Source organism: Streptomyces sp. NPDC057697 (assembly GCF_042799335.1).
In the GTDB taxonomy this organism is placed as follows: domain Bacteria; phylum Actinomycetota; class Actinomycetes; order Streptomycetales; family Streptomycetaceae; genus Streptomyces.
The window spans coordinates 1,132,888-1,145,839 of record NZ_JBHVJA010000001.1; the positions used below are offsets into that span (position 1 = coordinate 1,132,888).

Annotated in this window: 10 protein-coding genes; 1 reads left to right on the plus strand and 9 read right to left on the minus strand. The window is 72.5% G+C overall.

The window, feature by feature from the left end; translation table 11 throughout:
* Positions 1-118 precede the first annotated feature (118 nt).
* The 5 genes from ACFVFH_RS04930 to ACFVFH_RS04950 all read right to left on the minus strand — a co-directional run bounded on the left by ACFVFH_RS04930 (position 119) and on the right by ACFVFH_RS04950 (position 6,864).
* The gene (locus ACFVFH_RS04930; RefSeq protein ID WP_383763402.1) at positions 119-1,594 is read right to left on the minus strand and encodes a GH1 family beta-glucosidase; all 1,476 of its coding nucleotides are present in this window, start codon (positions 1,592-1,594) and stop codon (positions 119-121) included.
* 156 nt (positions 1,595-1,750) lie between these two features.
* Positions 1,751-2,668, minus strand: a complete 918-nt coding sequence (locus ACFVFH_RS04935; RefSeq protein WP_383763405.1) for a carbohydrate ABC transporter permease — start codon at positions 2,666-2,668, stop codon at positions 1,751-1,753.
* A gap of 15 nt (positions 2,669-2,683) precedes the next feature.
* Positions 2,684-3,682, minus strand: coding sequence for a carbohydrate ABC transporter permease (locus tag ACFVFH_RS04940; RefSeq protein ID WP_383763408.1), 999 nt, complete (start codon positions 3,680-3,682; stop codon positions 2,684-2,686).
* Positions 3,683-4,047: 365 nt separating this feature from the next.
* A complete protein-coding gene (locus ACFVFH_RS04945) occupies positions 4,048-5,379 on the minus strand; it encodes an ABC transporter substrate-binding protein (protein WP_383763410.1) in 1,332 nt (443 codons plus the stop codon).
* Positions 5,380-6,162: 783 nt separating this feature from the next.
* A complete protein-coding gene (locus ACFVFH_RS04950) occupies positions 6,163-6,864 on the minus strand; it encodes a FadR/GntR family transcriptional regulator (protein ID WP_383763412.1) in 702 nt (233 codons plus the stop codon).
* Positions 6,865-7,009: 145 nt separating this feature from the next.
* On the opposite strand from ACFVFH_RS04950, the gene leuA reads away from it, so the two are divergent.
* Positions 7,010-8,818 carry a 2-isopropylmalate synthase gene (leuA, locus tag ACFVFH_RS04955; RefSeq protein ID WP_383763414.1) on the plus strand — a complete coding sequence of 603 codons (1,809 nt, stop codon included), beginning with the start codon at positions 7,010-7,012 and terminating at the stop codon, positions 8,816-8,818.
* Positions 8,819-9,059: 241 nt separating this feature from the next.
* Here leuA and ACFVFH_RS04960 read toward each other — a convergent pair whose 3' ends face one another.
* The 4 genes from ACFVFH_RS04960 to ACFVFH_RS04975 all read right to left on the minus strand — a co-directional run bounded on the left by ACFVFH_RS04960 (position 9,060) and on the right by ACFVFH_RS04975 (position 12,861).
* The gene (locus ACFVFH_RS04960; RefSeq protein ID WP_383763417.1) at positions 9,060-10,502 is read right to left on the minus strand and encodes an ATP-binding protein; all 1,443 of its coding nucleotides are present in this window, start codon (positions 10,500-10,502) and stop codon (positions 9,060-9,062) included.
* On the minus strand, positions 10,499-11,209 hold the full coding sequence (locus ACFVFH_RS04965) for a response regulator transcription factor (protein ID WP_383763420.1): 711 nt from the start codon (positions 11,207-11,209) through the stop codon (positions 10,499-10,501). Before ACFVFH_RS04965 ends, ACFVFH_RS04960 begins: the two co-directional genes overlap by 4 nt.
* A 167-nt stretch (positions 11,210-11,376) precedes the next feature.
* A complete protein-coding gene (locus ACFVFH_RS04970; protein WP_383763422.1) occupies positions 11,377-12,303 on the minus strand; it encodes a spermidine synthase in 927 nt (308 codons plus the stop codon).
* Positions 12,304-12,411: 108 nt separating this feature from the next.
* Complete coding sequence (locus tag ACFVFH_RS04975) at positions 12,412-12,861, minus strand: hypothetical protein (RefSeq protein ID WP_383763425.1); 450 nt, start codon at positions 12,859-12,861, stop codon at positions 12,412-12,414.
* Positions 12,862-12,952 lie beyond the last annotated feature (91 nt).

Genomic DNA, 12,952 nt, shown 5'->3' on the forward strand with positions numbered 1-12,952 from the left:
CGTGCGGACACTCTGCGGCCGCCGTTCTGGGAGCGCTCCCATCCTACGGCGGCCGGAACCGGGCGGACATGACGGAGACCCGGCGCGTACGGCCGGGTCCCGGGAGGGGTGGTGCGGGTCAGCCGAGGCCGGTGGCCGGGGCCGGGGCCGGGGGCAGGGCGTTGCGGCGGATGACGTCGGCGTACCAGTGGGCGCTCGCCTTGGGGATGCGGCGCTGGGTGGCGTAGTCGACGTAGACGGCGCCGAAGCGCTTGGAGTATCCGTACGCCCACTCGAAGTTGTCCATCAGGGACCAGAGGAAGTAGCCGCGGACGTCCACCCCGTCGGCCACGGCCCGTCGTACGGCGTCGAGATGGCCGTGCAGGTACGCGATGCGCTCGGGGTCGGTGACCCGGCCCTCGGGGGACACGTAGTCGTCGAAGGCGGCGCCGTTCTCGGTGACCATGAGCGGCAGTCCGGGGTGGTCGCGGGAGACGTCGGTGAGCAGCTGGTGGAGCCCGTCCGGGTCGATCGCCCAGTTCATCGCGGTGCGCTTCCTGCCCTCGGCGAGGTGGAAGGCGACGTGCTCGGAGCCGGGCCACGGGGAGTGGTCGCTGTTGCCGTGTCCGTCGTCGCGCGAGTCGCCGGTGCCGTCCGCGGGGGCGGAGACCAGGGTGGGCGTGTAGTAGTTGACGCCCAGGACGTCGACCGGGGTGGCGATGGCGGCCAGGTCGCCGTCCCGGACCAGCTCCGGCCAGTCGACCAGGTGCGCGGTGTCGGCGAGCAGGTCCTCCGGGTACGCGCCGCTCAGCATCGGGCCGGTGAAGATCCGGTTGCCCACCGCGTCGATCCGGCGGGCGGCGTCCGCGTCGGCCCGGCCGCCGGTCAGCGGGCGGACATGGTGGAGGTTGAGGGTGACCGAGATCTGCGCGGAGGCGGGGAGGCGGTCGCGCAGGATCCCGGTCGCCCGGCCGTGGGCGAGGTTGAGGTGGTGGGCGGCGCGCAGCGCGGCGGCGGGTTCGGTGCGGCCGGGGGCGTGCACGCCGGAGCCGTAGCCCAGGAAGGCCGAGCACCACGGCTCGTTGAGGGTGGTCCAGGTGGCGACGCGGTCGCCGAGCGCACCGGCCATGATCTCGGCGTAGTCGGCGAAGCGTTCGGCGGTCACCCGCTGGGGCCAGCCGCCCGCGTCCTCCAGGTCCTGGGGCAGGTCCCAGTGGTAGAGGGTGGCGACGGGGGCGATGCCCGCTTCGAGGAGTTCGTCGACGAGCCTGCGGTAGAAGTCGAGGCCGCGTTCGACGGCGGGGCCGCGGCCGGTGGGCTGCACCCGGGGCCAGGAGACGGAGAAGCGGTAGGCCGTCAGGCCGAGCCGCTTCATCAGCGCCACGTCGTCGCGGTAGCGGTGGTAGTGGTCGGCGGCGATGTCTCCGGTGTCGCCGTTGTGGACCTTGCCCGGAGTACGGCTGAAGGTGTCCCAGATGGAAGGGGTGCGGCCGTCCTCGGCCGCCGCGCCCTCGACCTGGTAGGCGGCCGTGGCCGCCCCCCAGACGAAGCCGGTCGGGAACTGGGCCGCCTCGGACGCGGGCTTCGGGGCGGTGTCGGGTCGTACGGCAGTCATGCGGGAGCGCTCCCAGGGTTCGACGGGCGGGGGTGGGCCGGGTGGACGGTGGACGTGGTGACGCGGTGACGCGGTGACGCGGTGACGCGGTGACGCGGTGACGCGGTGACGCGGTGACGCGGTGACGCGGTGACGCGGTGACGCGGTGACGCGATGTCAGCCCTTGACGGCGCCGGACATGATCCCGCCGACGATCTGCTTGCCGAAGACCACGAACACCACGAGCAGCGGCAGGGTGCTGATCAGCGCACCGGCCATGACGATGCTCTGGTCGGGGGTGTAGGAGGCGCTCAGCTGGCCGAGGGCCACCTGGAGCGTGGGGTTCTGCTGGTTCAGGGCGAGGTAGGGCCAGAAGAAGTCGTTCCACGCCTGGACGAAGGTGAGCATCCCCAGCACCATCATCGCGGGGCGGGCCACCGGCAGGACGACGCTGATGACGATGCGGAAGTTGTTCGCGCCGTCGATCTTGGCGGCCTCGACGAGTTCGTAGGGCAGGGCCTCGCTCAGGTACTGCCGCATGAAGAACACCCCGAAGGCGCTGACCAGGGTCGGGAAGATCACCGACTCCAGCTGCCCGCCCCAGCCGATGTCGGACATCATCATGAACAGCGGGACGACGCTGAGCTGCGGCGGGATGGTGAGGGTGGCGATGACACCGGTCATCAGCGCGCCGCGGCCCCGGAAGCGCATCTTGGCGAAGGCGTAGCCGGCCAGGGTGCAGAAGAAGAGCGTGGCGGCCGTGATGCAGCCCGCGACGACGAAGCTGTTGACGATCGCCTTGCCGAGGTGCGCCTGGTTCCAGGCCGCGTCGAGGTTGTGCAGCAGCCGCCCGCCCGGCAGGAACGGCGGTGTGGTGGCGAGCACTTCGTCCTGGGTGTGGGACGCGGCCACCAGCGTCCAGTAGAGCGGCAGCAGCGAGCCGATGCCGACGACGGCCAGGGCGATGTAGGCGAACGGCCCGCCCTGCAACTGCTTGCCCGCGCCCGGCCTGAACCGGCTCGGAAGGCCCGCGTCCCGTCGGCGGGCGGGCGGCACGGTGGCTTCCGGGGCCTTGGCGGTACTGGTCATGGTCATGGAATTCGCTCCCGGTCAGACCGCGGACGTGCGGACGAAGCGGCCGACGAGCCAGTTGACCGCGGCGATGATCAGCAGGAGGGCGAGCATCGCCCAGGCCACTGCGGCGGCCGGACCGAGGTGCCCGAGATTCCAGCCGTAGTTGTAGAGGTAGACGCTGAGCGTCTCGTACTGATTCTCGTTGCCGCCGGTGGCTCCGAGCCTGCCGCCCTCCAGGAGCAGCGGCTCACCGAACAGCTGCATGGAGCCGATGGTCGAGATGACGATCGTGAAGAGGATCGTGGGCCGCAGCGAGGGGATGGTCACCTTGCGGAACTGCTGCCAGCGCGACGCGCCGTCCAGCGAGGCCGCCTCGTAGAGGTCGGTCGGCACGGCCTGCATGGCGGCCAGGTAGATCAGGGCGTTGTAACCGGTCCAGCGCCAGATCACGATGACGGAGATCGCGATCTTCGAAGTCCAGTGGCCGTTGGCCCAGTTGGTGTCGCCGAGCCCGATGAAGTGCAGCAGCCAGTTCAGCAGGCCGCCGTCGGCCCGGAAGACCAGGGCGAAGACGAGGGCGGCGGAGGCCACCGAGGTGGCGTACGGGGTGAGGACGACCGTCCGCCAGAAGGTGCTGGCGCGCAGCCGGTAGTTCAGCAGATGCGCCAGGCCCAGGGCGACGAGCAGCTGCGGGACGGTCGACATGACGCCGATCAGGAAGGTGTTGGCGACGGCCGTCCAGAACTCCGCGTCGTGCAGGATCTTGTCGAAGTTGTCCCAGCCGACCCATTCCATCTGGTTCAGGCCGGTCATCTCCACCCGGTGCAGGGCGATCCACCCGGTGTAGAGCAGCGGGTAGAGGCCGAAGGCGCCGAAGACGAGGAAGAACGGGGCTATGTAGGCGTAGGGCGACGCCTTGTCGTCGAACCGCCACAGCCGGCTCCGCCAGACCTGCCGGCCGGTTCGGGCCGACGCGTGCGGGGATCCGCCGGGTGGCGGGGCGTATGCGTCCCGGGTGGGAGTCGAGGTGGCCACGGGCGGGAGTCCTTCCCTGGGTGACGGGGGCGCCCTGGTCGGGGCGTGGAGCGTGGGGCGTGAGGCGTGGGGCGTGGGCCGGGGCGGGTGCGGCGGGTGCGGTGGGTGGTGCCGACGGGCTGGGTGGTGCGGGCATGCGGGGTGGTGCGGGCATGCGGGGTGGTGCAGAAGTGCCGGGTGGCGCTCGCGGGCTGGGTAGTGCAGGAGTGCTGGGTGATGCAGGCATGCCCGGTAGTGGAGGCATGCCGGGTGGTGCGTGGGCGTGCGGGGTGGTGCGGGGACGTGCCGGGTGGCGCGGGGACGTGCCGGGTGGTGCGGGGACGTGCCGGGGCGGGCGGCTTCGGGGCCGCCCGCACCGGCGGCGGTCAGCCGATCGCCTTGTCGATCGCGTCGGTCGCGGCCTTCCACGCCTTGTCGGGGCTGGTGCCCCGCTGCTCCATGTTGGTGATCTGGGTCGAGATGGTGTCCTTGATGACGCCGTCCTTCGGGCCGAGCACCGCCTCCGGGATGGTCTTGGCCTCGTCGGCGTAGATCTGCCCGATCGGCGCGTCGTTGAAGTACGGGAGCTTCGCGTTCTTCACGTCCGGCAGTTCGTACGCGCCCTTGTTGGACGGGAAGACACCGATCGCCTTGAAGACGGCGGCCTGCTGCTCGGGCGCGGTCAGCCACTTCACGAGCTTGCCGGCCTCCTCGACGTTCTTGCCCGACTTGGGCACGGCGAGGAAGGAGCCGCCCCAGTTGGCGGCGGTCGAACCGGGCGCGGTGGTGATGTCCCACTTGCCCTTGTTGCCCTCACCGGCGTTGGCCGAGATCTGTCCGGCCATCCACGCGGGGCAGGCCACGGTGGCGATGGTGCCCTTGCGCAGCGCGGGGACCCAGGTGTTGGTGTCGAACTGGGCCAGGCCCTGGGAGAGCTTCTTGGAGGCGACCTCGGCGGCCAGGTTCCAGCCCTGCTGGACGCTGGGGCTCTCCTTGTAGACCGGCTTGCCGCTCTCGTCGTAGTACTGCTTCGCGTTCGAGCTCACGATCGCGTTGAACATGGCGCTCGCGGAGTCCATGAAGTACGTGCCCGCGGGGGCCTTCTTCTTGTACTCCTCACCGAGCTTGAGGTAGTCCTCCCAGCCGCCCGCGACCTTCTTGGCGACCTCCGCGCGGTCGGTCGGCAGTCCGGCCTTCTTGAACAGGTCGGTGTTGTAGCAGAGGGACATCGGGCCGATGTCGGTGCCCGCGCCGATCACCGCCCCGCTGGGCGCGGTGGCCTGCTTCGCCTTCCAGGAGACCCAGTCGCCGACGTCGATCACCTTGCCGAGGTCGGCGAAGGAGTCCGCCTTGGTGTCGGTGATCTCCTTGATCCGGCCGACCTCGATGCCCTGGACGTCGGCGAGACCACTGCCCGAGTTCAGCTGCTGGAGCAGCTTGGGGTAGTAGATCTTCTCGTCGGCGGTGACGTCCTCCTTGACCGTGATGTTCGGGTGCAGTTCGTGGTACTTGGCGAAGAGCCCGGCCTCCTTGTAGCCGAACTGCCCGAAGTCGGCGACGGTCAGCGTGATGTTCCCGTTCGCGTCGGGGCCCGTGCTGCCCGAGGTGTCCGAGTCGCTGCTGCAACCGGTCAGCAGCAGGGCCGGGATCGTCAGGCCCGTGGTGGCCAGAACCGCGGCTCTGCGGCGCCGGCCGGCGACGGTGCGGGTGATGCGCATTCCACTACTCCTTGTTCCGGGTGGGACGTTCCGGGTGGGACGACCTGAACGGGACGTCCCGATGGCTGGCGTTCGGACCGCGCGACCGGACCGCCGGTGAGTGCGGGTGCCGCGTGGTTCAAGGGGGAAGGGCACGGGCAGTGCCGTTCGGACGGGCGGACCCATCCGATGTGGGAGCGCTCCCATGCGTCGATGTCGGAAGGTTCCTGCCTCGAAGGGGTGGGTGTCAAGAGTTGAAGACGCTTCCGTTGCCCGAGCGTGTCCGGCAAGTCACGCGACCGTGTCCCGCCTAGGTCTTGCCACAACCCGTAGGCGCTGTCCGGGATTTCCAGCTGTACGGAGAAACCGCAGGCCAAGGGCGCGGTGGCGGCGGCGCACCCAGCGCAGCGCGCAGGGCGGCCCCGCGGCACGGCGTTTCCGCCCGCCGCGGCGAGCGGTCCGTGTCATCCCGGGTTCACACCGCCCGCCCGCCGGAAGGTGAACGGGACATCGCACGGCGGGGCGGCCGGGACCCGTTCGACGCGCGGCCGCCTTCTTCCTCCGAAGCCGGGGCGGGACGGGGAACGGGAAGCGGGAAGCGGCAGGGAGAGGGGCGGGAAGCGGGGAGCGGCAGGGAGAGGGGAGCGGCAGGGAGAGGGGCGGTGCCCCGACCGGGGCGTACCGACCACGACGCGCCGACCGGAGTCAGGCGCGCCGGGTGACCCCAGAGACCCGCGAACCCAGGAACCCGCGAACCCAGAGACTGGCAACCCCAGAGACCGGCAACCCCAGAGGCCGGAGGGCCTACGCCGCCCGCAGCCGGGCCAGTGTGGATTCCAGTTCGTTCTGCGCGGCCCGGCCCGCCGATTCCGCGTCCCCGGCCACCACGGCCCGTACCAGCGCGTCATGGGTGGCGTCGCCGTGGTCCGGATCCTCACGGCGCAGCCCGAACAGTTCCACCAGGTCGATGAGGCCCTGCCGCAGCGCGGGCGCGAACTCGCCGAAGAGATCGGTGAGTACGGGGTTGTGCGCGGCGGCCACCACGGCCCGGTGCAGCGCGATGTCCGCGTCCACGAACCGCGCGTCGTCCCCGGCCCCCGCAGCCCGCCGCGCGGCGAGCGCCTCGTCGAGGGCGATCAGGTCCTCGTCCGTACGGCGCCGCGCGGCCAGCCGGGCGGCCTGGACCTCGATCAGCATGCGCACCTCGTACACATCGGTGACCGCGGCCCGGCGCAGCCGGGTCGGCCAGTCCTCCGTCACCCGGTCGGCGATGACGAAGACGCCCGCGCCCTGCCGGGGCTGGAGCAGCCCGAGCGTGGCCAGGGTGCGTACCGCCTCGCGGACCGTGGAGCGGCCCACGCCCAGCGTCCTGGCCAGGGTCGTCTCGCCGGGAATCCGCGTGCCGACCGGCCAGTGCCCCTCGGTGATCTGCTCGCGCAGATGGTGCGTGGCCTGTTCGACCAGGGGGCTGGGGCGGAGCGGACCGAGCGAGGACACTGCGTTCACCTGTCAGGTTGTCTGAGGACTTGTGGTGTGGCTACTCTACCGGGCATGACGCACAGCGGTCTCCTTCTTCTCGGCTGCCGCGGCGGGGCCTGAAGCGACCGGCACCCCGCCGCGGGTTGCCGTGCTGTGCCGGTCGCATCCGGCGATGCGAGAAGAGACCGTCCTCATGTCCGACCGTCAGTCCCCGATGCACGGCTTCCCCACCATCTGCACCCCGCGCGGGCCGGTGCCCGCCGACGCCCCCCGCTGGAATCCGCAGCGGACCGGCTCCATGCCCTCCCACCGCTATCGCTCCGCGTTCGACCGCGTGGACATCCCGCTGACCGGCCGCACCTGGCCGCAGGCCCGTATCGAACGTGCCCCGCTCTGGGTGCCGGTGGACCTGCGCGACGGCAACCAGGCGCTGGCCGAGCCCATGGACACCCCGCGCAAGCGCCGGATGTTCGACCTGCTGGTCGCGATGGGGTTCAAGGAGATCGAGATCGGCTATCCCTCCGCGAGCCGCACCGACTTCGACTTCGTCCGGCACCTGGCCGGGAGCGGCGCCGTGCCCGACGACGTGACCGTGGTCGTCTTCACCCCGGCCAAACCGGACCTGATCGAGCGGACCTTCGAGTCCATCGAGGGGATGGACCGCGCGGTCGTCCATCTCTACATCCCGACCGCCCCCGTCTGGCGCGAGGTGGTGCTCGGCCGCGACCGGGCCGCGGTGCGCGGCACCGTACGGGAGGCGGCGCGGCAGATGGAGCGGCTGGCGCGGGCGCGGCCCGGGGCGGACATCAGGTTCGAGTTCTCCCCCGAGGTGTTCATCCTGACCGAGCCGGACTTCATCCTGGAGATCTGCAACGGCCTCACCGAGCTGTGGGACGCCTCCCCGGACCGGCCGGTCATCCACAACCTGCCCGCCACGGTGGAGATCGCCACGCCGAACGTGTACGCGGACCAGATCGAGTACATGCACCGCCATCTGGAGCGGCGGGACTCGGTGATCCTCTCCGTCCACCCGCACAACGACCGCGGCACCGGCACCGCGTGCGCCGAGCTCGCCGTTCTGGCGGGCGCGCAGCGGGTGGAGGGGTGCCTGTTCGGCAACGGGGAGCGCACCGGCAATGTCGACCTGGTCAACCTGGCCCTCAATCTGCACGCCCAGGGGGTCGACCCGATGATCGACTTCTCCGACATCGACGAGATCCGCCGCACGGTCGAGTACTGCAACCGGCTGCCGGTGCCGCCCCGTCACCCCTACGGCGGCGACCTCGTGTACACCGCGTTCTCGGGCACCCATCAGGACGCCATCAGCAAGGGTCTCGCCCATCACGCGCGCAGCGGCTCCGAGCTGTGGTCGGTGCCGTACCTGCCGATCGACCCGGCGGACGTGGGGCGTACGTACGAGGCGGTCATCCGGGTCAACAGCCAGTCCGGGAAGGGGGGCATCGCCCATCTGCTGCGGAGCAACTACGGCGTGGACCTGCCGGGCCGGCTGCGCGCGGACTTCTCCCGCACGGTGCAGACCTCGACCGACGACAGCGGTCTGGAGGCCACTGCGAAGGACCTGTGGGAGCTGTTCGACGCGACGTACCTGGCGCCCGGACGGGACGGGGCCGTGGCCCTGACCTCCTGGTCCACGGACCGGAACCCGGCCGGTGAGCACCGCTTCATCTGCACGCTGCGGGTGGACGAGCGGGAGGGCGACTACGAGGGCACGGGCAATGGCCCGGTGTCGGCGTTCACCCGCGCACTGGCGGCCGCGGGCATCGAGGTGGACGTCCTCGACTTCACGGAACACGCGACGGGCCCGGGGCAGAGCAGCCCGGCGACGGCGTACGCGGAGTGCCGGGTGGGCGGCCGGCTGTGCTGGGGCGCCGGCCAGGACACCTCCGTCCTCACGGCCTCGATCCTGGCGGTGCTGTCGGCGGTGAACCGGGCGGAAGCGGCACGCGACCGCACCGCGTAGGAGCGGGATACGGGGCACGAGCCGGGACAGGGGTACGGGGCCGGGGCCCGGGGGCAGGCCGCCCCCGGGCCCCCGGGCCCCGGGCCACGCCGAGCGGCAGCGGATACGGCGATCGGCACCCTCCAGGCACCCTCCAGGCACCGGCGAGGCACTGGCGAGACACCGGCCAGGCACCCCGGGAGCGTGGGAATCCCGGGCCCCCGAGGCTCCCCCGGGGAGCCCATCGGGAGCCCTGAGCGGTTCAGACTCTCCCCGGGCGCTTTCGGAACGTCGCGTTCCGGCGGGCCGCCCCGCGCCGCCCCCGGTCCCCCCGGTGCCTGCGCCGGTCGCGCTCGGGCCGTCGTCCGCCGAGCCCGATCCGCAGGCACACCTCCGTACCGCCGAGCACCGAGTCGCCGATCCGCAGATCGCCGCCGGTGGACTCCACGACCCGGCGCACGATGTCCAGGCCCAGCCCGGTCGATCCCACCGCGGCCCCCGCCCCGCCCCGGCCGCTGCCGCCACGGGCGAGGGCCGCCTGAGGGTCGGCGATGCCGCCGCCCGCGTCCGAGACCAGCACGATCACCGCGTCGCCGCTGAGGTGCACATCGACGGCGAAGGCGGTCGTCTCCGGGGTGTGCCGGAAGACATTGCCGAGCAACGCGTCCAGCGCGGCGACCAGTTCGGGCCGGGCGACCGGGACGCGTACCATCCGGTCCACCCCCGCCAGGCTCACCTCCCGGCCCTCGTCCTCGGCGAGCGCCGACCAGAAGGCCATCCGGTCCCGGATCACCTCGGAGACGTCGCAGCCCGCTCCGGCGGCGCCGTTCAGGCCCTGGGTCTGCGGGCGCTGCTCGCGGGCGGTCCTGATGATGGTGTCGACCTCGCGCTCCAACTGCTGGACCGCGGCCCGGGTCTGCTCGGCGGCCGGGCTCTCGCCGAGCGAGGCGGCGTTGAGCCGGAGCACGGTCAGCGGGGTGCGCAGCCGGTGCGAGAGGTCGGCGGCCAGCTCCCGCTCGTTGGCCAGGAGCTGGACGACCTGGTCGGCCATGGAGTTGAACGCGGCGGCGGCCGAGCGCAGTTCGGTCGGGCCCTCCTCCACCACCCGGGTGCCCAGCCTGCCCTCCCCGAGGTCGTGGGCGGCGCCCGCGAGCCGCTGGGCGGGCTCCACCATCCGCACGCCGAGCCGGTCGGCGACCGCGACGGAGCCGAAGACCAGCGCGATGCCGACGCCCGCCAGCACCAGCCAGGCGGTGGCCACGCCGTTGGAGACCTCGTCCTCGGGCACGAACACCTCGACGACGGCCACGTCCCCGGAGCCGAGCGCGGTCGGCTGGAGCAGCGCGAAGCCGCCCGGCACCTCGGTGATCGAGGCGCGCCCGGCCTTGCGCACGGTGCTCAGGTCCGCGCGGGTGGCGTGGCCGACGCCGATCTCCAGGGGCCGGCTGTCGGTCTCGTCGGCGGCCGGGATGTGCACGGCCATCCGGCCCCCGCCGCCCGGTTCGGTGGTGAGCACGGCCGTTTCGAGTTCTCTGCGGTCGGTGGTGATGGAGAGCGTCGGGCCGATGGTGGCGGCCTGTCGCTCGGCGTCGGAGAAGGCGCGGTCCCGGGCCATTTCCTTGACGACCAGACCGAGCGGTACGGCGAAGGCGACCACGACCATCGCGGTGACGGCCAGACAGACCTTGACCAGGGCCCATCTCATGCAGGCCGCTCCGGGTCCGGGGCGGGCGGCTGGAGCTTCACACCGACCCCGCGCAGGGTGTGCAGATAGCGCGGCCGCGCGGCCGTCTCCCCCAGCTTCCGGCGCAGCCAGGACAGATGGACGTCGATGGTCTGGTCGTCCCCGTAGGATTGCTGCCAGACCTGGGCCAGGAGCTCCTTGCGGGGCACGACGACTCCCGGCCGCCCGGCGAGGAAGGCGAGCAGGTCGAACTCGCGGCGGGTCAGGTCGAGCGCGGTGCCGTCCAGTTCGGCCTGGCGGCGCAGCGGGTCCATGCTGAGCCCGCCGACCCGTATGACGCTCGGCGGGGGTGCCTCGCCCCCGGCGGCGCGCGAGCGGCGCAGCACCGCTGCCATCCGCGCGGACAGGTGTTCCACGGAGAACGGTTTGGTGAGGTAGTCGTCGGCGCCGTCGTTGAGCAGCCGGACGATCTCGCTCTCGTCGTCGCGCGCGGTGGCGATGATCACGGGCACGTCGGTGACGCCCCGGAGCATCTTCAGCGCCTCGGCGCCGTCCAGGTCGGGCAGACCGAGGTCGAGGATGACCACGTCGAAGCGGAAGTGGGCCACTTCGCGCAGCGCTTCGAGCGCCGTGCCGACGCTGCGCACCGTATGGGACGCCTCGGTCAGGTGCCGGATGAGGGCGGATCGTACGAACTGGTCGTCCTCGACCACGAGCACACTTGCCATGGGCGGCACCGTACGCCATTCGGGGGACAGTGGTGGTGTCCGCGGGGGTTACGGATCGGGGTGCGGCCCGATGGTGCAGGATGGGTCGGTTGCGGACCGGGGCGCGCGGCCGCGCTCGTACGGCCGTACGAGCCGTCCGGGGCCGCGCCCCGGGGGCCGAACGCGTCTCAGCCGAAGGCGGTGGGGGGCGGTGGCGGGGACGGTCTGGCGTCGGCGTCGCTCACCGCCGCCGCGCCACCGGTGAAGTCGGCGAGCGCGCGTCCGTGTTCGACGCGGCCGGGATGCGGATCGGTCGCCACCCGGCGGGTCAGCTCGGCGACCGCCGGCGGGGCGTCCGAGGCGAGCAGTACGGCGTTGCCGAAACGGCGGCCGCGCCACACGGTCGGGTCGGCGGCGAGCGCCAGTTCGGGGAAGACCGTGGCCGCGGTCGCGATCTGGCCGCGCAGATGGGTCAGCGGCGGCCCGTCCGCCAGGTTGGCGACGTAACTCCCGCCGGGCTTCAGGACGCGGCGGACCTCGGCGAGGAACTCGGTGCTGGTGAGGTGGGCGGGGGTACGGGCCCCGCTGAAGACGTCGGCGATGACGAGGTCCGCCCAGCCGTCCTGGACCTTCCCGAGCCCGGCGCGGGCGTCGGCGGTCCTGACCCGGATCCGGGCCTGCGGGTCCAGCGGGAGTTCCCGGCGGACCAGTTGGACGAGCGCGGCGTCCACCTCGACGATCTGCTGGGTGGAGCGGGGCCGGGTCGCGGCGATGTAGCGGGCGAGGGTGAAGGCCCCGCCGCCCAGGTGCACCACGTGCAGCGGCTGTCCGGGGGGTGCGACGAGATCGGCGATGTGGCCGATCCTGCGCTGGTACTCGAAGGAGAGGAACGTGGGGTCGTCGAGGTCCACGTGGGACTGCGGGGCGCCGTCCAGGGTCAGCGTCCAGGCGCGCGGCCGCTCCCGGTCGGGGACCAGCTCCGCGAGGCCGCCGTCGACCGGTTCGGCCAGGGGCTCCGTCCGGCGCCCGGACCGCCCGGTCCTGCCGTTCCCCGCTGTGCGGTCGGACCGCTTACGGGCGCCCGCACCCCCGCCCGACGCTCCTCGACGTGCCACCGCTGCTCGTGCCCGCTCACTGCTCTTCGCTCGGGACCGGTAGGGAACCGGCCGTGCCGGGGAAACCCGCCCACCTGCCCATTATGGGCGTGGGCGAGGCGGCGGTGGTCAGCGGCAGTTGTCGGCGGCTTCGATCAGCCGGGCCGCCTGGTCGAGCGCGGCCCGCAGCACGGCCGGATCGGTGACCGGGGCGTCGTCCTCGGGCGGCAGCAGCCAGCCGCTGCCGGTGACGGGCGGCTCGGCGGGGATGCGCAGCCCCCGGCCGGCGGTCCGCGTACAGGCGCTGCCCGGTACGTCCCACGCCTCGGCCGTGCCGGGCGGCACGAGGAAGCCGAGGGTGTCGCAGGCGCCGTCGTGCAGGACCGGGCCGATGTCCTGACCGGCGTCCCGGCGCAGGATGTCGACGGCCTCCAGGCCCTGGCGGGCCGGGACGGTCACCAGGTCGCAGGGTGCGGCACCGTGCTCCTCCGTGACGGCGGCGGGCGCCGGGGCGCCCGGTACGGCCGGGGTCGTCGCAGCAGTGGTCCGCGGGCCGGTCTCCGTGCCGAGGTGCAACAAGGGACCTCTCCTCTCATCGCCGGGCGGAGCCGGATTCCGTCTCCGCATGGACCAACGCGCCGACGGCGTCAAGGGCTACGGTGCCACGCCG

Excerpts from the sequence above, each read along its gene's own strand:
- ACFVFH_RS04945 (WP_383763410.1), bottom strand. The coding sequence starts at position 5,379 with ATGCGCATCACCCGCACCGTCGCCGGCCGGCGCCGCAGAGCCGCGGTT.
- ACFVFH_RS04935 (WP_383763405.1), bottom strand. The coding sequence starts at position 2,668 with ATGACCATGACCAGTACCGCCAAGGCCCCGGAAGCCACCGTGCCGCCC.
- ACFVFH_RS04960 (WP_383763417.1), bottom strand. The coding sequence starts at position 10,502 with ATGAGATGGGCCCTGGTCAAGGTCTGTCTGGCCGTCACCGCGATGGTC.
- ACFVFH_RS04930 (WP_383763402.1), bottom strand. The coding sequence starts at position 1,594 with ATGACTGCCGTACGACCCGACACCGCCCCGAAGCCCGCGTCCGAGGCG.
- ACFVFH_RS04965 (WP_383763420.1), bottom strand. The coding sequence starts at position 11,209 with ATGGCAAGTGTGCTCGTGGTCGAGGACGACCAGTTCGTACGATCCGCC.
- leuA (WP_383763414.1), top strand. The coding sequence starts at position 7,010 with ATGCGAGAAGAGACCGTCCTCATGTCCGACCGTCAGTCCCCGATGCAC.